Raw genomic sequence first — 25,864 nt, 5'->3', positions numbered from 1 at the left:
CTTTTTGATCGCGCTCTCCCCACTCGTGGTATGGAGTACCGTCCCGTCCCGGAATCCCGTCTCCAGGCGTTCGAAAACGTCGCACACTACGCGTTCTCCCCCGAGGAACAACCGGACGAGAGTGACCGAGTAGCGGACCCGTCCAAGCAGTTCGGTGAGCCCCGGGCCCTCTTCGAGGGGGGCGAACTGACCGCGATTTGCCGGCTCCTCGAGTTCGAGGCACGCTGCCGAGGCGAGTGGCTCTCGCTCGGCGGACTCAGGGCCGTCGCGACGCCGCCGGAGTACCGACGGGACGGGCGCGCGGCGACGTTGCTTCGGCAGTCCCTCGGCGAGTTCGTCGAGCGCGACATCCCCCTCGTCGTGCTGTGGCCGTTCGACCACGACTTCTACGCCAGTACTGGCTGGGCCAGCGCCGGCAAACACGCGACGTACCGGTTCCCGCCCGACGCGCTGGAACCGATCGCCGTGAACGAGACGGGGCGCTTCTTCCGTCCGTCTCCGGACGACTGGGAACGCCTCCGTCGGGTGAATCAGGCCGACGGCGAGGAGACGTCGCTCACACTCCGGCGGACCGAGCACTGGTGGCGCCAACGCGTGTTCGAACAGTCCGGGACCAGCCGCCACGTCTACGCGTGGGAACGTGACGGTACCGTGGAGAGCTACGTCGTGTACACCGTCGCTGGTGGCGAAGACGACCGGACGCTCACCGTTCACGACGTCGCGGCGGTGGACGACAGGGCGTTCCGCCACGTCTGCTGGCTCCTCTTCACGCACGATTCCCAGGTCGAGAGCGTCGAACTTCCAGGTGACCCCAGCCACGCGCCCGGCGAGCTACTCGACCGGATCGCCGCGCCGGAGACCGTCACCTGTGAACTGGACCACGGGGCGATGGTCCGCGTCGCCGACGTGCCGACTGCGCTCGAAGCCATCCCGTATCCCGACGACGTCGCCACCGAGTTCGTCCTCGACGTCGAAGACGGGCTGGTCGACTGGAACGACGCCACCTTCCACGTCGCCATCGAGGACGGCGACGCCCGATGCCGCCGCGGCGAGAACGCGAACGAATCGGGACACGTGTCGGTGTCCGTCGGCACCCTCTCACAGTTGGTCGTCGGCGACGGCACCGTCGAGCGCGCACAGCGGGCCGGTGACCTGGTGATTCACGACGACGAACTCGTAGAGGCGCTCGACCGGGCCTTCCCCCCACGCCCCGTCGAACTCTCGGAGTTCTTCTGACGAAACGGAGCCCTTTTGCCCGCGCCGCGCACCCTCACGCACATGACCGAGGAGGACGCGGACGACGCGGCAGAGGGGCTCACCTACGCCGAGACGGGCGTCGACATCGACGCCAGCGAGGCGGCGACGGCCGCACTGATCGGCGCCGCGGGCGAGTTCGAGGGTGACTACGCTGGACTCGTCGACATCGGCGAGCAGTACCTCGCGCTCGCGACGGACGGCGTCGGGACGAAACTCCTCGTCGCCGAAGCCGTCGACGACTACTCCACCATCGGCATCGACTGCATGGCGATGAACGTCAACGACCTGATCGCCGCCGGCGTCGAACCGGTCGCTTTCGTCGACTACCTCGCCGTAGAGGAGCCAGACGACGACGAGGCCGAACAGATAGGCGCCGGGCTCCGGGAAGGCGCGAAACGGGCGGGCGTCGCGCTGGTCGGCGGCGAGACGGCCGTCATGCCGGACGTGATCAAGGGCCTCGACATCGCGGGCACGTGCGCGGGACTCGCCCCCAAGGACGCCGTCTTCCCCGGCGAGGCCGAGGTGGGCGACGTTCTCGTCGGCTGGCCGTCCTCGGGCATTCACTCGAACGGGCTCACCCTCGCCAGGGAGGCGGCGACCCGGAATCACGAGTACGGCGACCCCTTCCCGCACGACGAGAGCCAGACCATCGCCGAGGCGCTCCTGACGCCGACACGCATCTACGCGGAGGTACTGGAACCGCTCCGTGAACACGACGCGAACGCCGCGGCCCACGTCACGGGCGGTGGCTGGACGAACCTGACGCGGATGGGCGAGTTCCGGTACGAAATCGACGACCCGTTCGACGCCCAGCCCGTCTTCGAGTTCGTCCAGTCGGCGGGCGACGTCAGTGACGAAGAGATGCACCGGACGTTCAACATGGGGACCGGGTTCGTCGCGGCGCTACCCGAAGCAGCCGCAGAAGCGGTCGTCGACGCCACCGAGGACGGCAGGAGAATCGGTCAAGTTTCCGACGGTGACGGGACCGTCAGTGTGCGAGGACTAGATCTGAACTGAAAATCGGGGCTCGTTACTCGCCAGTGGTCGCGTCACTCTTTTCCGCAATGCGAAGCTGCAGCGCTTCCCGAAGGTGGTATCGCGCCTCGTCGTCGTCGGAGGCCCGAAGCGCCGCCTGCAGCTGACGTTCGATCGGGTCTTCACGTTCCTGCAATTCAGGGGTCATCGAATCGGTCGACGACCCGGTCGAATATATACAGCTGTCACCGTTTAGCGCGTTAATCGCTAACTAACGCGGGCAGCGATGTCGGCTTCGGTGATGATGCCGACGGTCTCACCGCTCTCGACGACCAGCACTGCGGCGTTGTGATTGAGGTAGGCGTCGATTTCGTCGATGGTCGCGGTGGGCTCGACGAGTGCGATGGACTCGTGCATGACGTCCGCGACTGGGAGGTCGCCGACGTTGTCGCCCGTCCGCTGGCGGATGTCGTTGTTGCCGATGAGCCCCTGTGGCATCCCGTCCCTGACCACCGGGACCTGTGAGTACCCGCGCTCGTCCATCAGCTGTTTCGTCTCGTGGACGGAATCGTCGGGAGCGACGCTGACGACGGGGGCGTGCATGAGGTCCGAGGCGCGCAGAATGCCACCCTCTGCCTCTTCGAGCGCGTTGACGATGCGACGGAGCGTGGAGAGCCGCGGATCGACGTCTCCGCCCTCGATTCGTGCTATCAGCGGCTGGGAGACGTCGGCGCGCTCGGCGAGTTCGCTCTGCGTGAGCTCCAGTTCGGTCCGTCGCTCCCGCAGATCCTCGGGCGTCGGCAAATCCATACAGAGTAATAACTACAGGTAATACAAAAAGCCATCGGCACTGGCAGCCCAGACGCCTCGCCCCGTGGCGAGCATCTGTCTGCACGTCGGCCTCAGGAGTCGGATTCGACCTCGGCCTCGTCGCCCTCGAACTCGATGGTCTCGACGACCTTGAGCGGGACGTCCCGCAGCGACCCGCCGATCTCGCTCTTGGCGATGCGCTGGGCGTGTTCCGTCGACTCGGCGTTGAAGATCTTGATCTCCAGGACCAGTCCGACGAGCGCCGTGTCGGCGGCGATGAAGGCCGAGTCGAACGGCTCCCCGCAGGCGGGACAGCCGGTCGCGCCGACCTCGACTTCGACGTACTCCATGTCCGACTGGTTGAGCCGCTTGCCCGCTTCGCTCACGGCGACACCGATCGCGTCGTCGATGTCTTCGACGTCACGGACCAACCAGGCTGCTTCCATCGCGACCAGATAGTTCATACCACAACGTGCACGGTCCGTCTACTCTATTGTTTTGATCCCGGTCCGCGCACGTCATCGTCTCCTTCGCCATAAGTTATGGAAATGGCGGGCGACTCCAACTCCGGTATTACCGCTTCGGAGCCAGCGCCGGGACTCTGAACCAGCTCAAATTCATGCTAACCGTAGATCTCTCGTTTGCAGGCCTCAAACTGTGTTTCACAGCCGAATCGCCTCTGGAGGCCCGTTGCAAACACTTATGTAGTGGAACTCCCCCAGAAGGTAGCGAAGGCGATGGAATCCCGACTGTACCAACTCGGCGTGTTCGCACTGTACCAACTCAGCGTGCTACTCGGCATCTTCCTGTTGCCGGTCGCACTGGCCGCCCAGAAACTGGGCGTCCCGCTCCCACTGCACAGAGTACTCAACCGGCTCGACGAGGCATACGACCACGCGACGCCGAACTAGGTGCCGACACAGCCGACCGGCAGTCCCCACCTGGCGGCCACAGCTACCCGAACGAATGCTTTTATCAGCACTGGAGTGATAGGTGAGTCCAATGCGTGACCCAGAGCCTGGGGCCAACTTCGCCGACGACCCCCTGAACCGAGACCGGTTCCAGCAGGACCCCTACGAGCCCGAACTGGGCTCACTCCCCGACGCGAGTGACCGCGACGAGGAGTCCGTCAACAAGACGGGGACGACGACCATCGGGATCACCACCACTGACGGCGTCGTCGTCGCGACGGACCAGCGGGCTTCGCTCGGCGGTCGGTTCGTCTCGAACAAGAACGTCCAGAAAGTCGAGCAGATCCACCCGACTGCGGCGCTGACGCTCGTGGGGAGCGTCGGCGGCGCGCAGTCGTTCATCCGGACGCTCCGTGCCGAAGTCGACCTCTACGAGGCCCGGCGCGGTGCGAACATGAGCATCAGCGCCCTCGCGACGCTGGCCGGGAACTTCGCCCGCGGTGGTCCCTTCTTCGCCATCAATCCGATCCTCGGCGGCATCGACGACGAGGGCCACCACGTCTACAGCATCGACCCCGCCGGTGGCGTCATGGAAGACGACTACACCGTCACTGGGTCCGGCCTCACCGTCGCGTACGGGACGCTCGAGAGCCTCTACGAAGCGGACATGAGCAACGAGGAAGCGAAGGAAGTCGCCGCCGCGGCCATCAACGCCGCCGCCGAGCGCGACACCGGCTCCGGCAACGGCGTCTACCTCGCCGACGTCACCGACGAGGGCGTCGACATCCAGAGCTACGAGTTCGACGAACTCCTGTAACCGGATCAGTCTCCCGTCGTTCGTTTTCGCCCGTATCTCGAACCCGCCTGAGCGGTGTGCTCGCACGGCCGTGACCGCCATCGACAAGTAGTCCCCTGCCGAGGACTGGGATATGACACTGTTCGGGACGGCGGGGATCCGCGGCGCCGTCGACGACAAGGTGACGCCCGAACTGGCCCTCGCCGTCGGTCAGGCCGTCGGGGCCGACGGCGACGTGTGCGTCGTGGGGTACGACGGCCGGGAGACGAGTCCCGCGCTCGCGGCGGCCGTCGAGGCCGGCGTCGAGAGCGCGGGAGGTTCCGTCTTCCGCGCGGGCCAGGTGCCGACGCCGACTCTCGCGTTCGCGTCGCGCGGTCGACGCGGTGTGATGGTCACTGCGAGTCACAATCCGGCCCGCGACAACGGGATCAAACTGTTCGTCGACGGCACGGAGTACGACAGCGACGCCGAACGACGAATCGAGGACCGGGTCGCCAGTGGGGCAGACACCGCTTCGTGGGACGAATGGACCTCACCCCGGTCGATTTCGCCGCTCTCGAACTACCGCGAGGCCGTCGCCACGTACGCCGAAACCCACGGTGCGACGTCGACCGGCCTCACCGTGGCCGTCGACTGCGGGAACGGGATGGCCGGCCTCGCCACCCCGCAGGTGCTCCGGCGACTCGGTGCTGACGTCCGGGCGCTGGAAGCCAACGTCGACGGGACCTTCCCGGCACGGGAGAGCAAGCCGACGCCGGAGAGCCTCGAAGCCCTTCGCGAGTTCGTGGCCGGCACCGACTCCGACCTGGGCATCGGACACGACGGCGACGCGGACCGCATCGTCGTCGTCGCCGCGGACGGGTCGGTCGTTCACGAGGACACCATCGTCGCTATCCTGGCCGAACACTACGTCCGTGAGTCGACCGAAGCCGATCCGGTCGTCGTCACGACGCCCAACGCCTCCGCCAGGATCGACGAGCGCGTCCGCGAAGCCGGTGGCGACGTCGAGCGGGTCCGTCTCGGTGCGCTACACGAGGGAATCGCCCGGGCGACCGGCCCGGTCGTGTTCGCCGCCGAGCCGTGGAAACACATCCACACGAGTTTCGGACCGTGGATCGACGGCGTGGCGAGCGCGGCAGTACTCACACAGCTCGTCGCCGACCGTGGCCTGGCCGACCTCCGGGGCCCCATCACCGAGCGCCCGTACCGTAAGGTGAGCATTGACTGTCCGGACGACGCGAAAGAAGCGGTGATGGCTACCCTCCAGTCGTCGCTCCCGGACCGGTTCCCCGACGCGACCGTGGACACCGACTACGGCGTTCGCCTGGAGCTGCCCGACGGTTCGTGGACGCTCGTTCGACCCTCCGGCACGGAGGCGTACGTCCGCGTCTACGCCGAGAGCGACGACGTCGACGACCTCGTGTCGGCCGTCGTCGCCGACGTCGAGGACGCCGTCGAAGCCGAGTCCTAGACCGCCGGCGAGGCCGAATCGTAGCCAGTCGTCGCCGCCGAACCGTCGCGCGTCGGTGGCTATTTGAGCGTCCCCGTCGACCCACAGTCCATGGATTCACTGGTCGAGGCCGCCCGGGAGGCGACCGAGTCGTCCTACGCTCCCTACTCCGAGTACTACGTCGGCGCCGCACTCGAGACGGCCGACGGCACCGTCTTCACGGGCTGTAACATCGAGAACGCGAACTACAGCAACAGCCTCCACGCCGAAGAGGTCGCCATCGGCAGCGCCGTCCGCGCCGGCCACCAGGAGTTCGCCAGAATCGCCGTCAGCACGGCCGCCCGCGACGGTCAGACTCCTTGCGGGATGTGCCGCCAGACGCTCACCGAATTCTGTGACGAGGACTTCCCGGTGGTCTGCGACGAGGGCGACGACGAGACGACCGAGTACCACCTCGGCGACCTCTTGCCCGCCACCATCAGCAGGGAGGACCTCGCATAACGATGGCCGGTGACGGTCCAGACGAGACAGACGAGACGGTAGACGACGAGCAGCCCAGCGAAGATCCGAGCGAAGGCGGGGAGCAATATCACCTGGCGGTCGGCCCCGGCGACGTCGCCGAGAGCGTGCTCCTCCCGGGGAACCCCGAACGGGTCGAAAAGGTCGTCGAGTCGTGGGACGACCACGACGTCGTCGCCGAACACCGCGAGTACCGTACGGCGACCGGCACCTACGACGGGACGCCTATCTCCGTCACCTCGACCGGAATCGGCTCCCCGTCGGCCGGTATCGCCGTCGAGGAACTGGCCCGCGTCGACGCCGAATCCCTCATCCGGGTCGGGTCGTGTGGCGCGATTCGCGAGGAAGCGAGCGTCGGCGACCTGGTCATCTCCACCGGCGCCGTCCGCCAGGAGGGAACCAGCAAGGAGTACGTCCGCGAGGACTACCCCGCGACGGCGGACTACCGCGTGGTCTCGGCGCTGGTCGCGGCGGCGGAGGAACTCGGCTACGACTACCACCTCGGCGTCACCTGTAGCACGGACAGCTTCTACGCCGGCCAGTCACGGCCCGGCTTCGACGGGTTCGAAGCCCGCGACAGCGACGAGAAGATCGAGGAACTCCGTCAGGCGGGCGTCCTCAACTTCGAGATGGAGGCCGCTGCCATCCTGACGCTGGCATCTCTCTACGGACTGCGCGCCGGCGCGGTCTGTACGGTCTACGCCAATCGAGTGACCGGTGAGTTCCGCACCGAGGGCGAGCGAAAGGCCGCGAAGACCGCGAGTCTCGCGGTGAAGTTCCTTGCCGAGATGGACGACGTCGTCGAAGAAACCGGCGCGAACCGTTGGCACGCCGGGCTGTCCATCGAGCGGTAGTCGAGAGCAGAGAGATAGCGTTGAGCATACCGCGCGACCAGCGGGAGCGCGGTTCGCCGTCAGAGCAAAGCTCTGACGAGCTCGCGTTCGCGGTGCTCACGCGAATCACTTCACGCGAACGCAGTGAGCGTGAAGGAAGTTTTTAGCGTAGATTTTTACGAGGAGTGGTGCCCGCAAGCCGCCGGAGGCGGCTGAGGACACCCGACGAAGTAAAAAGGTACTACATCTCCGGCCACGCCTTCACGGCGCGGCGCGGGCCGGTGATGGAGTTGATCCACTTGGCGGCGATGGCCTTCTTCAGCGATTCGGCCATGAAGCCGCCGAAGGTGCCGATGGGCGCGCCGACGCCCATGAAGGAGACGTCGTGAGCGACGGCGGTGTCGCCGATGGAGACGACCGTCCCCATGTCGTTGTGGGTCCACGTCCGGAGTGGGCGACCGCGGATGGCGCGGGCGAGGTTCTCGCCGGCGACCTCGGCTGCCTGCCAGGCGGCCTGTGCCGTCGGAGGCGCGGGATTTTCGCCCGGCTGGTCGACGAGCGCGCAGTCGCCGATGGCGAAGATTCGCTCGTTCGTCGTCTGGAAGTCCTGCTCGGCGTTGATGCGGTGGGAGCGCTCGTCCTTGTCGACGTCGACGTCGTGGATGGCCTCGCGGCCGGTGATGCCGCCGGTCCAGATCAGTTCGTCGTAGGCCAGTTCGTCGTCGTCGCCGATGTAGACGGTGTCCTCGTCGACTTCGCCGATGAACTCGCCGCACATGATGTTGATGTCGCGCTCGAGGAGGCGCTTGCGGATAGCGCCCTGGAGTTCCGGGTCGCCGTTGGGCATGACCTCGTCCAGGCCCTCGACGAGGTGAATTTCGATGGGCGCCCGGTGTTCGTCCCGGTACTTGGCTATCTCGCCGGCCGTCTGGATACCGGAGAGGCCGGCACCGCCGACGACGATCTGGGCAGGGTCGCTCTGGGTCGCGTCACGGGCCGCGTCGGCGACCGCGTCGTGGATGCCGAGGGCGTCGTCGAGGCTCTTGAGCGTGTGGGCGTACTCTTCGAGCCCCTCGATGCCGAAGAAGGCCGTCCGAGAGCCGATGGCGACGAGGAGGTAGTCGAACTCGACGGTGGCGTCGTCGGCCAGTTCGACCACGCGCTCGTCGGCGTCGACGTCGACCACTTCGCCCTGCCGGAACGTCGTCCCGGGTGACTTGATCGCCTCGACGGGGACTGTCACGTGTTCCTCGACGGACGGATCACGGATACAGCGGTGCGATTCGTGGAGAACTAGATGGTAGTCGGTGTCAGAGATCCAGGTGACGTCGGCTTCCCCGTCCAGTTGTGCCTCGAGGCTCTTGATAGCGCCCGCGCCGGCATACCCTGCGCCGAGGACGACGACCTTCTCAGTCATACACCGCTAGCTGGGAATTGAAAGGATACAAATGCTTTGAAAGAGCCGTGCTTGCCGCCGTTTATCTCGATCATTCATAACGAATGCCTGCTCGGCGTTCGTCGTCGGAACTCGCGAAACCCATCGAGACAGGAGCGACCGGAGAACGGCGAGAGGTCGGAGAAGAACGAGTCGAACGGAGAGAAAGAGTGATACAGCTAGTGTTCCGGTTCGCCGGCTGGGGCGCGCATATCGTCAATAGTGAGCACGAGTTTGTTGCTCGTGTCGTCTTTCCCGGCGAGCGTACCGATGATCTGGAGCTTCGAGAGCGGCGTGGGACCGACTGTGATGGTGTCGCCCTCGTGGTAGTCCGCGATGGACCCCTGGAGCTGAATCTCTGCGCGGCACTGCTCGGGGTGGTGGACGCTCGTCAGGTCGATTTCCTCGACGGTGGCGTCGGGCTGGGTCTCGCCGTTGTGCTGGAGGGGGACGTGGGCCGCGTCGTCCATGTCCTGAATCTGTAGCGCGTCGTAGGCGTTGGCGGTCGGCTTGTAGCCGCCCTTCGGGCCGGGGACGCCCTCGACGAGCTGGAGGGCTTTTAGGCTCTGCATCTGGTTCCGGATCGTCCCGGGATTCCGGTCGACCTTGTCCGCGATGTCCTCCCCCTTGACCGCGCTCTCGCTCTCCTTGTACAGGTTTACGAGTTCCTGGAGAATGTTCTTTTGACTGGGCGTCAATTCGATCGATGACATAACGGAAGGTTCGGTATACCGTTCCTTAAACCCGACGGTGGACCGGGCGTCGCCGGCGCGACAGGACGCCGCGCTGGCCGTTGAATCGGTCGAAGCGGTACGCCTTTGTCAGTCGGTGGACGTAATTGGTACATGAACGGCCAACGCGTTCTCGTCACCGGCGGCGCCGGTTTCATCGGATCGAATCTCGCGAACCACCTGGCTGCCGACAACGACGTCGTCGCGCTGGACGACCAGTATCTCGGCACGACCGAGAACCTCGACGACGACGTGGAGTTCGTCGACGCGAGCGTCACGGACGAAGACCTGCCGACCGACGTCGACGTCGTGTTTCACCTCGCGGCGCTCTCCTCGTACGCCATGCACGAAGAGAACCCGACGGAGGGCGCCCGGGTGAACGTCGAAGGGTTCGTCAACACCGTCCACCAGGCTCGCGAGGACGGCTGTGACACCGTCGTCTACGCCTCGACCTCTTCCATCTACGGCAGTCGAACAGAACCCTCCCCCGAGTCGATGGACGTCACCGTCAACACGGGGTACGAAGCCTCCAAGATGGCCCGCGAGACGTACGCCGAATACTTCCACAACCACTACGACCTCTCGCTGGCCGGGATGCGCTTCTTCTCGGTCTATCAGGGCTACGGTGGTGCGGAGGAACACAAGGGTGAGTACGCGAACGTCATCGCCCAGTTCGCCGACGACGTCGCCAGCGGCGAGTCTCCCGTCCTCTACGGCGACGGAAATCAGACCCGCGATTTCACGCACGTCGACGACATCGTCCGCGGCCTCGAACAGGCCGCCGAGCACGAACTCGACGGTATCTACAACCTCGGGACGAGCGAGGCGTACGACTTCAACGAAGTCGTGGAGATGATCAACGCCGAACTCGGCACCGACGTCGAACCTGAGTACGTCGAGAACCCGATTCCCGACGACGTCTACGTCCACGACACCTGCGCAGACGCCGAGAGGATGCGCGAGGCAACCGGCTGGGAGCCCCAGATCGATTTCGAAGAGGGAATCCGGCGCGTCTGTGCTCAGTACAAGTAACGACGATTCGAGTGGCGATTCTCCCAGCGGACGGCGGCGCCTTTTAGCCGGTCCACGCCTGAACTTCTCTCGATGACGAGAACCGTCCGTATCCTCGGGGTGCCGATGGACCTCGGAGCCGACCGGCGGGGCGTCGACATGGGGCCGTCGGCCATCCGGTACGCCGGGCTGGCCGACCAGTTGGAAGCCACTGGTCTGACCTGCGTCGACGGCGGCGACGTCGCCGTCCCGCGACCGGAAGAGCGGGACCCGGACGCCGCCCAGCCGGCCGACGGCCAGGCGAAGTTTCTCGCCGAGACGGAGACGGTCACCGGTCGGATCACCGACGCGGTGAGTGATGCCGTCTCGGCCGGTCACCTCCCGCTGGTTCTCGGCGGTGACCACTCCATCGCCATCGGGTCCGTCGCGGGTGCGGCGGACGGCGACGACCTCGGTATCCTCTGGTTCGACGCCCACGGCGACTTCAACACGCCCCAGACCACGCCGAGCGGCAACGTCCACGGGATGTCGCTGGCCGCCATCCTCGGCGTCGGCCCGTTCGAAAACGATCCCTGGGCCGTGACGCCCGGAATCGATCCGGCGAACGTCGCCCTTGTCGGACTCCGTGACCTGGACGACGGGGAGAAGCAGCTGATCCGGGAGTCCGACGTCACAGCCTACACGATGAGCGACATCGACGACCGGGGCGTCACGAACGTCGTCGACGACGCCATCTCCGTCGCGACGGAGGGCACCGACGGCGTCCACGTCAGTCTTGACATGGACTGGCTCGATCCGACGGAGGCCCCCGGCGTCGGCACGCCGGTCCGCGGCGGCGTCTCCTACCGAGAGGCCCACGTCGCGATGGAGTACGTGGCGGACGTCGGCGACCAGTTGCGCTCGTTCGAACTCGTCGAAGTGAACCCCATCCTCGACCAGCACAACCAGACGGCGGAACTGGGCTGTGAACTCGTCGCGAGCGCGTTCGGCAAGCGTATTCTCTGAGTCTCGGCCGGAACACGGTGTCCAGGCTATCTCGCCGACCGGCGCTGGCGATACTCGAACGCCAGCGCGAGTACGCCGGCGACGACTACCGGACCGAGGACGAACGGCGACGTCACGCGGGAGACGAAGAACTCGAAGAGAAAGGGGAAGAACGGCTGAACTACGTCGACGCCCCAGATAACTTCGGACCGCTCGGCCATTTCCCACACCTGCCAGTAATACCAAGCTGGTTTCGGGAGTCCGCCGACCAGAAATCCACTGACTACTAACGCGCCTGCGATTCGGACGAGCAGGCTCCGATACGCGTCGAGCGGTGGCTGCGCTACCGGGCGGCGGTCCACGCGATATTCGTGTCGTTTACTGGACATCGTCAGCCCCCTCGTTCAAGCACGGCTTCGAACCGACCCCTCCGATATTCGAACGCGAGCGCGGCGACGCCGGCGGCGACCACCGGACTGAGTACCAGCGGCGACGTCACACGGGAGACGAGAAAGTCGAAGAGGAAGAAGAAGACAGGTTGTCCCACCTCGACGCCCCAGACCGCCTCGCCCGTCACAGGAGGATCCATCGGCAGTCGGTAGAACCACGGGGATTTCGGGACGAGCCAGGTCACGAGGCCACCGACCAGCACCGCACCGGTGATTCTGACGAGCAGACTCCGAAACGCGGCGAGCGGTGGCTGTGCGACCGGATGTGGAACTTCGTCGCGTCCGAATCGATTACGGGACATCGTCAGTCACGTTCCTCCAGCACGGAATCGAACCGGCCCCGCCGATATTCCAGCACGAGCGTGAGGAGACCGAACGCGACGACGGTCCAGACCACGACCGGCGATTCGAGTCGGGAGACGGCGAAGGCGAGCGTGTCCCGGACCGGATCGCCGGTCAACTCGACGGCCCAGAGCGCCTCGATCTGCTCCCGCCAGTTTTCCGGCGGGATACCCATGAGGAGGGCTCGCCGGACTTGGCGGCGGAACGACCCCGCCCAGGCGCCCGTTACGATGGCGACGGCACCGAGAACGCCCGCGAGCAAGCGCACGTAGGCGCCGAGTGGCAGGTAGCCCGGCACGCGGCCACCGGCTCGGTCGTCGTAGTGGAGGTGTCTCATGGCCTACCCGATAATTTTCGGGCCGAACTCCAAAAAAGTATCTCAGAACTACTCCACGTTTGGACGACTTCGTTCGACCGCGCGATGGCGCAGAAAGCGTGACTAAAATCCGAGCCTGTCCATCCAGAAGTAACTTCAACGGGCCGGGTGTGCTCGATACAGATGCCCGACAAGCGCCCCTCCCGGCGAACGGTCCTCCGGAGCGCTGTCCTCGGTCCGACGACGCTTTTCGGAGGCTGCTCCGCGCTCACGGGCGAATCACAGTCGGCTGCGCTCCCCGACGCGACGCCCGGACCGGAAGACTGGCCCGCACAGGGCTACGACGCGCGGAACAGCCGTTACAACGGCGACACCGCTCCACCGCGCTCCGAACCGGACGTTCGCTGGAGTCGTGACTTCGAACACTGCTACGCGCCGTTCGTCCGGGGCGACCGCGTCGTTCTGAACGCGAACGACCACGTGACGTGCCTCCGTTCGACCGACGGCAAAGTCCATTGGCGGTCAGAATCCGAACCCTGGGGGTTCGAAACCCCGACACTCGGAGCCGAACGGGCGTACGTCACGGGCGTGGACTGCGTCTTCGGTGTGGATCTCGAGAGCGGCGACGAGACGTGGCACGGCGACCCCTGTCACGGAGCCAACACCGCCAGCGGAACCGTCGCCGACGGGCGACTGTACCTGGAGTACGGCGGCTACTTCTCTGCGCTCGATGCCACGGGGCGAGTGACGTGGGCTTGCAGTCACGACGCGCAGGGGACGCCCGCCGTCGTCGGGGACACCGCCTACGTCGCGACGGCGTTTACCGCCGAGGCGGTCGATCTGACCGCGACAGCAATCGAATGGCCCTGGGAAGACCGTGACGACGACGAACCGGCACACGCGTCCCGGGACGCGGCGACGAAGTGGTCCGTCCCCGCCGAATCGAGGATTACGGGCCCACGGATTTACCGGAGTCCGGCCGTCTCCGAGGACACGGTGTTCGCCACTGTCGAATTCGAAGGTAGCTACGGCGGACAACTACGGGCTCTCGACCGCGAAACCGGCGAGGAACAGTGGCGCGTCTCGTCACCCCCGGAGTGGCACGCTGGCGAGGCGACCCGCGACCGTCCGGATCCGGTCGGTCGTCCGACGGCACCAGTCGTCACCGACGACCTGGTCGTGACGAGCCTCGGAGACAGGGTACTTCGAGCGTTCACGCACGATGGGGATGAAGCGTGGGCGAGCGAGTTCGACCACTCAATTATCGATGTCGTCGGTGCCGGGGATACTATCGTCGCGACGGTACACGACCGGTCAGTCGAGCAGACCGCTCCCGGTCACGCAGCGCTCGCGGCCGTCGACCGCCGCTCCAGCGACCGGCTCTGGGAACGGACGTTCGAGGACCACGTCCATGGCCTCGCCGTCGCCGGCGGTACGATCTACGTCTCGGTCGTGACCGAGCGGCGAGACGACGGGAACGTCGATGGGATGCGACTGCTGGCGCTGGAGTGATCGAACCGTCTCCGCGAAAAAGCCGCTCGCGGTACTACTCTTCGTCAGCGTCCACGTCCGCACCCACATCCGCCGGCACCACGGTCACGCTGGCGACCTGGTCGTCACCCTCTAACTCCATGATAGTGACGCCCATCGTGTTCCGGCCGACCTGCGAGACCTCGCCGGCGCGGATGCGCATGATCTGGCCCTGTTCAGACATGATGACGAGCTGGTCGTCTTCGGTTACCGCTTTCGCCGAGGCGACCGGGCCGTTCCGCTCGTTCGTCTTGATGTCGATGAGTCCCATACCGTAGCGGGACTGGGCGCGGTACTCGCCCAGCAGCGTGCGCTTCCCGTATCCGTTGCGGGTGACGGTGAACAGCGCGCGGTCGTCCGCATCGTCCATCGCGACCATGGCCGCGACTTTGTCGTCGTCCTGCAGGTCGATGCCGCGGACGCCGCGTGCGTTACGACCCATCTTGCGAACTTCGTCCTCGTCGAAGCGGATGGTCATCCCGTCCTCCGTCGCGATGACGAGGTCCCGCGTCCCGTCGGTGACCTCGACGTCGACGAGGGCGTCGTCGTCTTCGAGTTTCGCGGCGATGATGCCGGTCGAGAGGATGTTCTCGAACTCCGTCGCGGCGGTCCGCTTGACGTAGCCGTTGCGAGTGACGAGCGTGATGGACTCGTCGTCCTCGAACTCGTCGGTGTCGACGACGGCGGTTATCTCCTCGCCCTCGTCGAGATCGATGAGGTTGATGGCGGACTTGCCCCGGGCGGTCCGGGACATCTCCGGAATCTCGTAGGTCTTCAACCGGTAGACCTGACCCTGGTTGGTGAAACAGAGCAGGTAGTCGTGGCTGTTGGCCCTGAAGACCTTCGAGACGCGGTCGCCCTCCTTGGGGTCGGCGCCGATGATGCCCTTGCCGCCGCGACCCTGCGGGTCGAAGTTCTCGACGGGCATGCGCTTGATGTAGTCGTCCTCGGTGATGACGACGATGTTGTCCTCCTCGGGGATGAGGTCCTCGTGCGTGACCTCGCCCTCGTCTTCGAGGATGGAGGTCCGGCGGTCGTCGTCGTACTCCTCCTTGATCGCCTGGAGTTCGTCCTCGATCACGGCGTCGAGTTCCTCGGCGGAGCCGAGAATCGTTTCGAGGCGTTCGATCTCTGCCTGGACGCCCTCGTACTCCTCCTCGATCTCCTGGGACTCCATCGAGGTCAGGGAGCCGAGTTGCATCCGGACGATGTGGTCGGCCTGTGCCTGGGAGAAGTCGAGGGTGACGTTCGGATCGACCTCGTGGTCACCGTCCAGTTCGTCCGGGTCGACTTCGCCTCGCAGCGCCTCCTTCGCCTCGTTGCGGTCCTCGCTATTCCTGATGACCGCGACGACGTCGTCGACGATGTCAAGCGCTCTGAGGCGACCTTCGAGGATGTGCGCGCGGTCCTCGGCCTCGGCGAGGTCGTACTCGGAGCGTCGGCGGACGACCTCGCGGCGGTGCTCGACGTAGTGCTGGAGCGTCTCCTTGAGGGTGAGCACCTTCGGCTGGCCGTCGACCAGCGCGAGGTTGATGACGCCGAAGGTGGACTCGAGGTGGCTCTCCAGCAAACGGTTCTCCACGACGTCGACGTTCGCCCCGCGCTTGAGTTCGATGACGACGCGGACGCCGTTGCGGTCGGACTCGTCGCGGAGGTCGGAGATCCCCTCGAGGGCACCCTCGTTGACGTCGTCGGCGATCCGCTCGACCATCCGCGACTTGTTCTCCTGGAACGGAATCTCCGTGATGACGATCCGGTTCTCTTCGCGGTCGACCTCGTACTCCGCGCGGACGCGGAGTCGACCTCGTCCGGTCGAGTACGCGGAGTAGATGCTGTCCTTGCCGACGATGTTCGCGCCGGTCGGGAAGTCGGGGCCCTTGACGTGTTGCATCAGGTCCTCGACGGCGGCGTCGGGGTTCTCGATTAGGTGGGTCGTCGCGTCGATTATCTCGCCGAGGTTGTGCGGCGGGATGTTCGTCGACATCCCGACGGCGATGCCCGAGGAACCGTTTAGCAGGAGGTTCGGGACGGCCGCGGGGAGGACGTCCGGCTCGGTCAGCCGGTCGTCGTAGTTCGCGGAGAAGTCGACGGTGTCCTTCTCGATGTCCTCCAGCATCTCCTCGGCGATGGGGGCCATCCGGGCCTCCGTGTACCGCATCGCCGCGGCGGGGTCGCCGTCCATCGAACCGAAGTTCCCCTGCCCGTCGACGAGGGGGTAGCGCATCGAGAAATCCTGGGCCATCCGGACGAGCGTGTCGTAGATGGCGCTGTCGCCGTGGGGATGGTAGTCACCCATCGTCTCGCCAACGATGGACGAACACTTCCGGTGTGAAGTGTTCGAGGTGACACCCATGTCGTGCATCGCGTAGAGGATGCGCCGGTGGACGGGTTTGAGTCCGTCGCGGACGTCGGGGAGCGCGCGACCCGCGATGACGGACATCGCGTAGTCGATGTAGCTCTGCTCCATCTCGTCTTCGATGCGGACGTTCTTCACCCGCTGGGCCGGCGACGGGGCGTCGTCGGGCGCTTCGGAGCTCATATGTCCACCCACTCTGCTTCGGGGGAGTGCTCCTTGATGAACTCCTTGCGGGGACCGACCGCGTCACCCATGAGCACGTTGAACATCTTGTCCGCCGCGGCGGCGTCCTCGACCGTAATCTGCTTGAGGATGCGGGTCTCGGGATTCATCGTCGTGTCCCAGAGCTGCTGGGGGTTCATCTCCCCCAGCCCCTTGAACCGCTGGACCTGGTCCGGGTCGCCGCCGCACTTCTCCTCGACGATCTGGGTCCGTTCGGCCTCGGTCATCGCGTCGTACGTCTCGCCGCCACACCGGATGCGGTACAGCGGGGGCTGTGCCGCGTACACGTGACCCGCTTCGAGCAGCGGGCGCATGTGCCGGTAAAAGAACGTCAACTGGAGCGTCCGGATGTGCGCGCCGTCGACGTCCGCGTCCGTCATCAGGATGATCCGGTGATACCGCAGGTTGTCGATGTCGAACTCGTCGCCGACGCCGGTACCGATGGCGCGGATCATCGTCCGGATCTTGCCGTTCTCGAGTATCCGGTCGAGGCGGTGTTTCTCCACGTTGAGGAACTTCCCGTCGATGGGAAGGATGGCCTGGATGTCAGGGTTCCGGCCCTGCTTGGCGCTGCCACCTGCGGAGTCGCCCTCCACGATGAACAGTTCCGAATCGGCCGGGTCCTTCGTCTGGCAGTCGGCGAGCTTGCCGGGCAACGCCGTGGATTCCAGCGCAGACTTACGGCGGGTGAGCTCCTCGGCCTTCTTGGCGGCCTTCCGGGCTTTGGCGGCCTCGACGGCCTTCATCACGATGGCCTGAGCCGTGTCCGGGTTCTCCTCGAAGAACGTCGCGAGTCCCGAGTGCATCGCGGACTCCACGACGCCGCGGACCTCACTGTTGCCGAGCTTCGTCTTGGTCTGGCCCTCGAACTGCGGATCGGGATGCTTGATAGAGATGACCGCGGTGAGTCCCTCGCGGATGTCCTCGCCCGTGAGGTTCTCCTCGAGGTCGTCGAGGAGCCCGTTGTCCGTCGCGTAGTCGTTGACGACCCGGGTGAGCGCGGTCTTGAACCCCGTCATGTGGCTCCCACCTTCGCGCGTGTTGATGTTGTTCGCGAAGGCGTGGATGGAACCCTGCAGGTCTTTCGTTCCCTGCAGCGCGATCTCGACCTGGACGACGCCGTCCTCGATCGCCTCGTCGTCCTCGAAGTAGATGATCTCGCGGTGGAGCGGTTCCTTCGTCTCGTTGAGGTACTCGACGAACTCGCGGATGCCGCCCTCGTACCGGAACGTGTCCGTCTTGCCCTCCTCGCGCTCGTCGCGAAGGGTGATCTCGACGCCGGAGTTGAGGAAGGCCAGTTCGCGGAGGCGGGATTCGAGCGTCGAGTATGTGTACTCGGTCGTCTCGAATATCTCGTCGTCCGGCCAGAACCGCATCGACGTGCCGTTGTCCTCGTCGGGTTCGAGGTCGCGAACGCGTTCGAGGTCACCGACGGGTTCGCCGTGGTCGAACGACTGGCGCCAGAGGGCGCCGTCGCGTTTGACCTCGACCTCGAGTTCGGCGGAGAGCGCGTTGACGACGGAGACGCCCACCCCGTGCAGGCCGCCGGAGACCTGGTAGGACTTGTTGTCGAACTTCCCACCGGCGTGGAGGACGGTCATGATGACTTCGAGCGCGGGCCGGTCGTGTTCCGAGTGGGTGTCCACCGGAATCCCGCGGCCGTCGTCCGAGACGGACACCGAGTCGTCGTCGTGGATCGTGACGTCGATGGTGTCGCAATAACCCGCCAGCGCCTCGTCGATCGAGTTGTCGACTACTTCGTAGACGAGATGGTGCAAACCCCTGGAGTCGGTCGAACCGATGTACATCGCCGGCCGTTTCTGGACGGCCTGCAACCCCTCCAGGACCTGAATCTGGCTCGCACCGTACTCCCTGTCCTGTGACATAGAATGTAGCTATCCGTAGATGGTCGGGGGTGATAAATCCCCCGCCCGCGCACGCGCGTGTGAGTTGGAAGCCCCCGGAAACCGGAAGCGTTTGCTTCTTTCCGAGCACAAATTAGTCAACGTATAGTAACGTTCGACCCCGTCGAAGCCCGATCGGACCGCTCGAACCCGGGGGTGAACGCGCGAGGATCACTTTCACCGCGGTGCCGAACACCTTTTAATCCCGCAACTGGTAGAAGCGGCCACGAATGACCTCGCTACAGTCGGAACTCGGGGAGGAGGAGGGGATTGCGGAGGAACTGGCAGAGAGCCAGCGCGCCATCTCTATCGCCGAGTTCTTCGAGAAGAACAAGCACATGCTCGGGTTCGACTCTGGAGCCCGGGGACTCGTCACCGCCGTCAAGGAAGCGGTGGACAACGCGCTCGACGCCTGCGAGGAGGCCGGCATCCCGCCGGACATCTACGTCGAAATCCAGGAGCAGGGCGACTACTACCGCCTGATAGTAGAGGACAACGGACCGGGGATCACCAAAGAACAGATCCCCAAGATCTTCGGGAAACTGCTCTACGGCTCCCGGTTCCACAAGCGCGAGCAGAACCGCGGCCAGCAGGGTATCGGTATCTCCGCCGCGGTGCTGTACTCCCAGCTCACAAGCGGGAAACCCGCGGAGATCACCAGCCGAACGCAGGGTGGCGACGAGGCCCAGTACTTCGAGCTGATCATCGACACGGACCAGAACGAACCGGAGATCGACGTCGAGGAGACGACGACGTGGGAGCGGCCCCACGGGACCCGCATCGAGATGGAGATGGAGGCCAACATGCGGGCCCGCCAGCAGCTCCACGACTACATCAAGCACACCGCCGTCGTCAATCCTCACGCTCGCATCGAACTCCGTGAGCCCAACGACCACTTCAAGTACGAGCGGGCGACCGACCAGCTCCCCGCCGAGACCGAGGAGATCCGGCCACACCCCCACGGCGTCGAACTCGGGACCCTGATCAAGATGCTCGACGCGACGGATTCGTACTCCGTCTCCGGTTTCATGCAGGGGGAGTTCACCCGCGTCGGCCAGAAGACCGCCGAGGAGGTCATCGGGAATCTCAAAGACCGACACTACGGCCGTGAACTCGCCTGGCAGCCCCCCGAGGCGAAGAAGAAGCGAGATTACAAGGCGTTCCTCGAACAGGCCGTCTCGAACAAGGGTGCGGACGCCACCTCGCAGTTCGCGACGAACGTCGCCGACGTCGTGAGCGGCCGGGAGCGCGTCTCCCACCAGGACGTCGTCGAAATCGTCGACAACGTCGCCGACGGCGTCGAGGACGACCACGACGTCACCTTCGGCTCGACGGTGCGCGAGAACGCCGTGGATGCCGTCTGGGGGCTCGTCGCGGGTACCGCCGAGGCCGAGGACGAGGACGCGCCCCAGGAGTATCGCGCGACGGACCTCTATCAGATGATCGACGAGGCCACCACGAGCCGCAAGGACGACGCCGGTATCAAGGGCCTCGCCGACCGCATCGCGGCCAAACTCGTCCGCGAGGACGGCCACCGCGACCGGTTCACGCACGACGAACTCACGGAGTTCGTCCGGAAGTCCGCTGAAGACACCGAGGAGTACGACGACGTCACCTTCGGCGAGACGGCCAGGGAGAACGTTCTCGAACGGCTCTGGGCCATCGGTCGGACCGTCCCGGACGACGCGCCCGACGTCTCGGAGATAGCCGGGGACCGCGACACCGCCAGCGAACTGCTGGAGGCGATGCGGGAGACGGACATCATCGCGCCACCGACCGACTGTCTCGCGCCCATCACCGACGAACTGGTCGAGGCGGGGCTGAAGAAGGAGTTTGACGCGGACTTCTACGCCGCCTCCACCCGGGACGCTTCGGTCCACGGCGGTGACCCGTTCATCGTCGAGGCGGGCCTGGCCTACGGCGGCGACGTCGAGGCCGAGAACAAGGCGACAGTGATGCGCTTCGCCAACCGCGTCCCGCTGGTCTACCAGCGTGGTGCCTGTGCGACGACGGACGTCGTCAAGTCGATCAACTGGCGCAACTACGGCCTCGACCAGCCCGGCGGCTCCGGCATCCCGAACGGCCCCGTCGTCATCATGGTCCACGTCGCCTCGACGAACGTGCCCTTCACGAGCGAGTCCAAGGACGCCGTCGCGAACGTGCCCGAGATGGAATCGGAGATCGAACTCGCCATCCGCGAGGCCGCTCGCGACCTGAAGTCCTACCTGAACAAGCGCCGCTCGATGCAGCAACGGCGCGAGAAGCAGAACAAGCTCGCCACCATCCTCCCCGAGATGGCCGAGAAGCTCACGGAAGTGACGGGCCGTGACGAACTCGTCATCGACGACTCCATCGCCCGCATCATGAACAACGTCCTCGTCGAGCGGAAAGTGGAGGACGGCACAGTCAAAATCGTCGTCGAGAACAACTCCGACACGAACGCCGACGTCGACGTGACGGACATCGTCAGCGCCGAGCCCCAGGACACGAACGGCGCCCAGGTGGTCGAGATGGACGGCGAGTGGTTCGTCAAGTGGTCGGAGACGGTGAGTTCCGGCGAGGAAGCCACGCTGGAGTACAGCGTCGAGGGTGACGCGGAGTTCGACATCACCGTCGACGGCGTCGAGGAGGAACTCCTGACGGTGAACGCATAATTATGAGCACAGACAGCAACCTCAACGAAGCGGAAGCGCGCGAACAGCTACTTGATCTCGCGGCGGACTTTTACGACCAGTTCGCCGACGGTGACGTCCCCCGGATGCGTATCCCAACCCGGACGAAGACCAACATCGAGTACGACGAGGACGAGAAGGTGTGGGTGTACGGCGACCGCTCCAGCACCCGGAGCGCCAAGACGGTCTCCGGCGCCCAGAAGCTGCTGAAGGCGACCTACACGATCGACTTCCTGGCCGACCAGCTCGACCAGGACCGCTCGTCCACCCTGCGTGAGTTGTACTACCTCTCCGAGTCCTGGGACCTCGACGAGGCCCAGTTCAACAGCCAGGACGAGTCGAACAACCTCATCGAAGACCTCGAAATCGTCTCCGAGGTCAAGCGCGAGGACTTCCACATGCGCCCCGAGGAGTCCGGCGCGAAGGTGATGGGGCCGCTGCTCCTCCGCGAGCAGACCCGGCGGGGCGACCGCGAGATCCACTGCCAGGACGACGTCGGGCAGGGTGGCTACCAGATTCCGAACAACCCCGACACCATCGAGTTCCTGGACAACGACGCGGACTTCGTCCTGGCCGTGGAGACCGGTGGTATGCGCGACCGCCTGGTCGAGAACGGTTTCGACGACGACTACAACTCCATCGTCGTCCACCTCGGTGGTCAGCCAGCGCGTGCGACCCGGCGACTCATCAAGCGGATGCGCGACGAACTCGATCTCCCCGTCGTGGTCTTCGCCGACGGTGACCCGTGGTCGTATCGCATCTACGGCTCGGTGGCCTACGGCTCAATCAAGTCCGCCCATCTCTCCGAGTACCTCGCGACGCCGGACGCCCAGTACATCGGTATCCGCCCGCAGGACATCGTCGAGTACGACCTGCCGACGGACCCGCTGTCGGACTCCGACGTGAACGCGCTGGAGTCCGAACTCGAAGACCCGCGCTTCCAGACGGAGTTCTGGGAGGAACAGATCGAACTGCAACTCGACATCGAGAAGAAGGCTGAACAGCAGTCACTGGCCGCTCGCGGGCTGGACTTCGTGACGGACACCTACCTCCCGGAGCGACTGGACGAGATGGGCGTGCTCTAGCTGGGGTTCCGTTTCTACCGCTCGGCCGAAGTCACCGCTCGTCCAGCACGACCGGAACGCTTCTGGACGCCACGTCGTCGACGAACGCGGCTGAATCGCTCTCCAGCGCCTCGAACGTGTTGTAGTGGATCGGGAGCACGAGGTCCGGGTCCATCGCCTCGGCGAGGTCGGCGGCGTCGTGCCGATCCATCGTGAAGCTCTTCGCGATGGACGGGACGAACAGCGAGACGTCGAGTTCCTCGTGGCCGGGGATGACGTCGGAGTCGCCGGGCCAGAAGACGCGCGTACCGTCGACGTCGACCAGGAAGCCACAGCCGATACCTTTCGGGTGGACCGGCGTGCCGTCGGCGTCCACGTTCGGGCCCTCGGGGTCGTTGTAGGCCGGGACAGTCCAGATGGGAACGTCGCCGGCGAGCAGTTCGTCTTCCATACCGACGGTGACGACGTCGTAGTCGAGGTCGGCCGGCCGGTCCAGGTCACGGTCGCTGTCGTGGACGTTTATCCCCTCGAAGAGCACCACGGTTGCGTCGTCACTGGCGACCCGCCGGATCCCCTCCGGATCGTAGTGGTGAACGTGTGTGACGCAGACGACGTCTCCTTCCTTCGCGTCGTAGTCCCGGGCCGGCGGGTGTCGGATCCCCTCGGCGTGGGGTTCCCAGTCGCCGGTGAGGACGCCGTACCGTCCAGGGTCGAAGTAGACGACCGAGTCGTCGCCTTCGATCCGCAGAGTCGCGTAGCCGAGCCAGTCGACCGTGAGGTCGTCGTGACGGACTGTCATGGGAGTGTAGTTCGTGATCCACCGGTATAAGGAGGGCGTTCCGGGCCGATCAGTGACCGCGCTCAGCCGCCGATTTCGGCCGGGACGCGGACGACGTCGCTCTGTCCCGGTGCAGGGTACGGCTGGTCCGCCCCGTTCTCGAGCGTCAACGCTCGGTCCCCGTCGCCGTCCTGGTAGGCGACGGCGACGAGCGTGTGACCGTCCGGTAATTCTCTATCCACCTGAATTTCGACCTCCCTGTGGGTACCCGGACCGAGGTACGTGGACTGGCCGACGACCGGCCCCTCGCGGTCGTCGAGGTAGAGGACGACGTAACCGCCCTCGGACAACGACGCGGATTCGACGGTCACGGTCTCGGCGCCCGCGGCGGGGCCGTCCATCGTTATCGACGCGACGGGCGAGGAGAGCAAGAGGAACGCGACGTAGGCGACGCCGAGCAGGACGGCGGCGTGTTTCGCGCCGTCACGGAGCGTCCCTTCCCCGAGCATCCCGCCGATAAAGCCGGAGAAGACGGCGTGGACGAGTGCGGTGTGGAAGAACGCGAGGGTGTAGGCGGCCTTGTCGACGCTGCCGAACCGAGCGAACTGGTCGGCGTTGACGCCCAGCCTGCTGGTCTCCTCGGCCGAGGGCGTCGGGACGTGCGATGGCAGCGCCGGGACGAGCACCTCCTGGACGGCGACGATGATGATCAGGAAGACGAAGAAGGAGACGTAGATGACGACGAGGTACGAGAGCATCTGCTGACGGCGGCGCCGTCGGAGCCGCTGGTCGGCCCGCGCCTGGGTCGCGGCGATGCGCAACACCGGACCGAGCGACCCGCTCGCGCGCATCGCGTTGGTCACCAGCGTGACGACGCGGGTGATAGACGTCGTCCGGACGCGACGGCCGAAGCGGACCAGCGCGTCGTCGAGGTTCGACCCCATCCTGACGTCGGCCCAGATGCGCTCGACTTCCGGCGAGAGCGCACCGACGTCACTCCCCCGGAGTCGTTCGAGGCTCTCGACGAGCGTCATCCCCGCCTCGTTGAGGCTCGCGAGGCGTTCGAGGAACTCGGGCGTCGCAGCCTCGATGCGGCGGACGCGATAGGCGTATACCGTCCGGGTGATGGCAAAGCTCCCGAGAACCAGCAGGGCGGCCTGCACGAGGACGTCGTCGAGCAGTCTGACGTTGACGACGCTGGTCTCGAACGCGGGCGGCGCCCGGATCAGGACGGAGAGGAGCGCGATGGGAACCGTCACGTACAGGATCCGGGAGGGATTCCAGAGCAGCGTCTGGAGCGGCGAGCGCAGAATCCCGCTGATCCGCGCGAAGCCGTCGTAGACCGCGAGCTGTGACAGTCCCTCGCGACTGGACGCGACGATGCCGCCGTCGGTCTGCGGAACGCCGTCGTGGGTGACCGACCGGTCGGGAGAGCGAGTCTCCGTCGAGTCCAGCACCGAGGTTGTGTGGTTTGCGGCGATGCCAAGCGACTCCAGTTTCTGTGTGAGGTAGACCATGAACCCGACGTTCGCCAGCGGAACCATCACGTAGCCGAGCAACTGGATGAGCCAGAGCGTGTCCGTCGTCGTCAGCCCGAACACGAGCAGAATCGTGATGAGGAAGAGCACGGCCGCGACCAGCACCGTCACGTACGCCTCGGCGATGGTCGCCAGGTGTTCGAGGATCTCCTCCTGGCGGTCGGCCGCTTCCTCCTGGTAGCGCTCGTACTGGTTCCGCAGGAACGCCGAGAGTCGCTGGCCGCTCTGGAGGACGCTCGCGAGGTTCTCCGAGAACGTCTTGAACTCCTCGCTGGGCGTCCGGCCGGCCATTCGACGGATAGCGGTGATCATGTCGCGACCGAAGAGATCCATCTCCCGGACCGCGACGGTGGTCTCCCGGGCGCTCTCGCCGTATATCTCCTCGTTCTCGGAGAAGGTCCGGAGCGCGTCGGGGAACGCGACGCCGCCGCGAGACAGCGCGTACATGAAGGCGACGGTGCGCGGGAGGCCTTCTTCGACGTTACGCTGGCGGACGGCCGCCCGACTCTTGAGTCGCTCCCATCGAAAGACGTACGTCCCGAGCGCAGCCGAAATCCCGCCGAAGACGCCCCCGAACGCAACGACCAGCAGGGTCTGGTTCGGCGCCAGGACGAGTTCGAACCCGCGAATTCGCAGGGCGGCCACTATGTCGTTCGGTAGCCCCAGCAGGAGGTCGACGATGGCCGGGATGAACAGCAGTATCGCGCCAAAGATGTACGCGCCGACGATGGCGCCGCCGAGGCTGGCGACACCGACGTAGAGGTAGGTACGGGAGGCGTAGGCCCGGTAGGTCTGCGGGACGAACGCCGCTCGCAGGAGTCGCGAGCGCTCCGGTGACTCGCTGACGTAGCGCCCGAACAGCCGACGTGCGTATCGCGTCGCCGCCCTGTCCCACGACTCGTCGACGGTGACGAGGAAGACGGCTGCTGCGAGCGCGACGACGACGGTCAGCGGGACCAGTCCGAGTGGATTCAGCGCCAT

General features: G+C 65.6%; 23 protein-coding genes. 12 read left to right on the top strand and 11 right to left on the bottom strand.

The features are described from left to right. Nucleotides 1-30: 30 nt before the first annotated feature. The gene (locus AC5FRV_RS04220) at nt 31-1,236 is read left to right on the top strand and encodes a GNAT family N-acetyltransferase (RefSeq protein WP_493559847.1); all 1,206 of its coding nucleotides are present in this window, start codon (nt 31-33) and stop codon (nt 1,234-1,236) included. A gap of 42 nt (nt 1,237-1,278) precedes the next feature. Beyond that, a complete protein-coding gene (gene purM / locus AC5FRV_RS04215; RefSeq protein ID WP_493559846.1) occupies nt 1,279-2,274 on the top strand; it encodes a phosphoribosylformylglycinamidine cyclo-ligase in 996 nt (331 codons plus the stop codon). A gap of 225 nt (nt 2,275-2,499) precedes the next feature. Here purM and AC5FRV_RS04210 read toward each other — a convergent pair whose 3' ends face one another. Next, nucleotides 2,500-3,042 (bottom strand): CBS domain-containing protein, encoded by a 543-nt coding sequence (locus tag AC5FRV_RS04210; protein WP_493559845.1) that lies wholly within the window; start codon nt 3,040-3,042, stop codon nt 2,500-2,502. A gap of 92 nt (nt 3,043-3,134) precedes the next feature. Next, nucleotides 3,135-3,506: a DUF555 domain-containing protein gene (locus AC5FRV_RS04205; RefSeq protein ID WP_089817386.1), complete on the bottom strand. Its 372-nt coding sequence runs from the start codon at nt 3,504-3,506 to the stop codon at nt 3,135-3,137. A 243-nt stretch (nt 3,507-3,749) separates the two neighbouring features. Between AC5FRV_RS04205 and AC5FRV_RS04200 the strand changes: the two genes are divergently transcribed. The 5 genes from AC5FRV_RS04200 (at nt 3,750) to AC5FRV_RS04180 (ending at nt 7,572) form a co-directional block, all read left to right on the top strand. After that, nucleotides 3,750-3,953 (top strand): hypothetical protein, encoded by a 204-nt coding sequence (locus AC5FRV_RS04200; RefSeq protein ID WP_493559844.1) that lies wholly within the window; start codon nt 3,750-3,752, stop codon nt 3,951-3,953. 91 nt (nt 3,954-4,044) lie between these two features. Beyond that, the gene (gene psmB, locus AC5FRV_RS04195; RefSeq protein WP_493559843.1) at nt 4,045-4,770 is read left to right on the top strand and encodes an archaeal proteasome endopeptidase complex subunit beta; all 726 of its coding nucleotides are present in this window, start codon (nt 4,045-4,047) and stop codon (nt 4,768-4,770) included. 112 nt (nt 4,771-4,882) lie between these two features. Next, nucleotides 4,883-6,220 carry a phosphohexomutase domain-containing protein gene (locus AC5FRV_RS04190; protein ID WP_493559842.1) on the top strand — a complete coding sequence of 446 codons (1,338 nt, stop codon included), beginning with the start codon at nt 4,883-4,885 and terminating at the stop codon, nt 6,218-6,220. 90 nt (nt 6,221-6,310) lie between these two features. Continuing rightward, nucleotides 6,311-6,700 (top strand): cytidine deaminase, encoded by a 390-nt coding sequence (gene cdd, locus AC5FRV_RS04185; protein WP_493559841.1) that lies wholly within the window; start codon nt 6,311-6,313, stop codon nt 6,698-6,700. A gap of 2 nt (nt 6,701-6,702) precedes the next feature. Next, nucleotides 6,703-7,572: a nucleoside phosphorylase gene (locus AC5FRV_RS04180; protein ID WP_493559840.1), complete on the top strand. Its 870-nt coding sequence runs from the start codon at nt 6,703-6,705 to the stop codon at nt 7,570-7,572. A 220-nt stretch (nt 7,573-7,792) separates the two neighbouring features. On the opposite strand, the gene AC5FRV_RS04175 is transcribed toward AC5FRV_RS04180, so the two are convergent. Together AC5FRV_RS04175 and AC5FRV_RS04170 are read right to left on the bottom strand one after the other, a co-directional pair. Next, nucleotides 7,793-8,968 (bottom strand): NAD(P)/FAD-dependent oxidoreductase, encoded by a 1,176-nt coding sequence (locus tag AC5FRV_RS04175; RefSeq protein ID WP_493559839.1) that lies wholly within the window; start codon nt 8,966-8,968, stop codon nt 7,793-7,795. Between the two features lie 197 nt (nt 8,969-9,165). Next, a complete protein-coding gene (locus AC5FRV_RS04170; protein WP_089817381.1) occupies nt 9,166-9,699 on the bottom strand; it encodes an HTH domain-containing protein in 534 nt (177 codons plus the stop codon). Nucleotides 9,700-9,831: 132 nt separating this feature from the next. On the opposite strand from AC5FRV_RS04170, the gene AC5FRV_RS04165 reads away from it, so the two are divergent. Further along, the gene (locus AC5FRV_RS04165) at nt 9,832-10,749 is read left to right on the top strand and encodes an NAD-dependent epimerase/dehydratase family protein (protein ID WP_493559838.1); all 918 of its coding nucleotides are present in this window, start codon (nt 9,832-9,834) and stop codon (nt 10,747-10,749) included. A gap of 72 nt (nt 10,750-10,821) precedes the next feature. Beyond that, nucleotides 10,822-11,733 (top strand): arginase, encoded by a 912-nt coding sequence (gene rocF, locus AC5FRV_RS04160; RefSeq protein WP_493559837.1) that lies wholly within the window; start codon nt 10,822-10,824, stop codon nt 11,731-11,733. Nucleotides 11,734-11,759: 26 nt separating this feature from the next. Here the strand turns inward: rocF and AC5FRV_RS04155 are convergent, their stop codons facing one another. The 3 genes from AC5FRV_RS04155 to AC5FRV_RS04145 form a co-directional block, all read right to left on the bottom strand. Next, a complete protein-coding gene (locus AC5FRV_RS04155; RefSeq protein WP_493559836.1) occupies nt 11,760-11,933 on the bottom strand; it encodes a hypothetical protein in 174 nt (57 codons plus the stop codon). A 170-nt stretch (nt 11,934-12,103) separates the two neighbouring features. Beyond that, the gene (locus AC5FRV_RS04150; protein WP_493559835.1) at nt 12,104-12,463 is read right to left on the bottom strand and encodes a hypothetical protein; all 360 of its coding nucleotides are present in this window, start codon (nt 12,461-12,463) and stop codon (nt 12,104-12,106) included. Between the two features lie 2 nt (nt 12,464-12,465). Next, complete coding sequence (locus AC5FRV_RS04145; RefSeq protein WP_493559834.1) at nt 12,466-12,840, bottom strand: hypothetical protein; 375 nt, start codon at nt 12,838-12,840, stop codon at nt 12,466-12,468. A 162-nt stretch (nt 12,841-13,002) separates the two neighbouring features. Between AC5FRV_RS04145 and AC5FRV_RS04140 the strand changes: the two genes are divergently transcribed. Further along, on the top strand, nt 13,003-14,331 hold the full coding sequence (locus AC5FRV_RS04140; protein ID WP_493559833.1) for an outer membrane protein assembly factor BamB family protein: 1,329 nt from the start codon (nt 13,003-13,005) through the stop codon (nt 14,329-14,331). 34 nt (nt 14,332-14,365) lie between these two features. Here the strand turns inward: AC5FRV_RS04140 and gyrA are convergent, their stop codons facing one another. Together gyrA and gyrB are read right to left on the bottom strand one after the other, a co-directional pair. Then, nucleotides 14,366-16,888, bottom strand: a complete 2,523-nt coding sequence (gene gyrA, locus AC5FRV_RS04135) for a DNA gyrase subunit A (RefSeq protein WP_493559832.1) — start codon at nt 16,886-16,888, stop codon at nt 14,366-14,368. Next, complete coding sequence (gyrB, locus tag AC5FRV_RS04130; protein WP_493559831.1) at nt 16,885-18,813, bottom strand: DNA topoisomerase (ATP-hydrolyzing) subunit B; 1,929 nt, start codon at nt 18,811-18,813, stop codon at nt 16,885-16,887. The genes gyrA and gyrB overlap by 4 nt, the downstream gene beginning before the upstream one ends. Nucleotides 18,814-19,061: 248 nt before the next feature. Here gyrB and AC5FRV_RS04125 point away from each other — a divergent pair, with 248 nt between their 5' ends. Further along, the gene (locus tag AC5FRV_RS04125) at nt 19,062-21,485 is read left to right on the top strand and encodes a DNA topoisomerase VI subunit B (protein ID WP_493559830.1); all 2,424 of its coding nucleotides are present in this window, start codon (nt 19,062-19,064) and stop codon (nt 21,483-21,485) included. Between the two features lie 2 nt (nt 21,486-21,487). After that, nucleotides 21,488-22,588 carry a DNA topoisomerase IV subunit A gene (locus AC5FRV_RS04120; protein WP_493559829.1) on the top strand — a complete coding sequence of 367 codons (1,101 nt, stop codon included), beginning with the start codon at nt 21,488-21,490 and terminating at the stop codon, nt 22,586-22,588. Nucleotides 22,589-22,619: 31 nt separating this feature from the next. Here AC5FRV_RS04120 and AC5FRV_RS04115 read toward each other — a convergent pair whose 3' ends face one another. Beyond that, nucleotides 22,620-23,366 (bottom strand): MBL fold metallo-hydrolase, encoded by a 747-nt coding sequence (locus tag AC5FRV_RS04115; RefSeq protein WP_493559828.1) that lies wholly within the window; start codon nt 23,364-23,366, stop codon nt 22,620-22,622. 62 nt (nt 23,367-23,428) lie between these two features. Next, nucleotides 23,429-25,864 carry a type II secretion system F family protein gene (locus AC5FRV_RS04110; RefSeq protein WP_493559827.1) on the bottom strand — a complete coding sequence of 812 codons (2,436 nt, stop codon included), beginning with the start codon at nt 25,862-25,864 and terminating at the stop codon, nt 23,429-23,431.

The sequence above is a fragment of the Halomicrobium sp. HArcel3 genome (assembly GCF_058933135.1).
The sequence above is the reverse complement of the archived record's forward strand: the minus strand, read 5'-3'. Positions and strand labels throughout refer to the sequence as shown.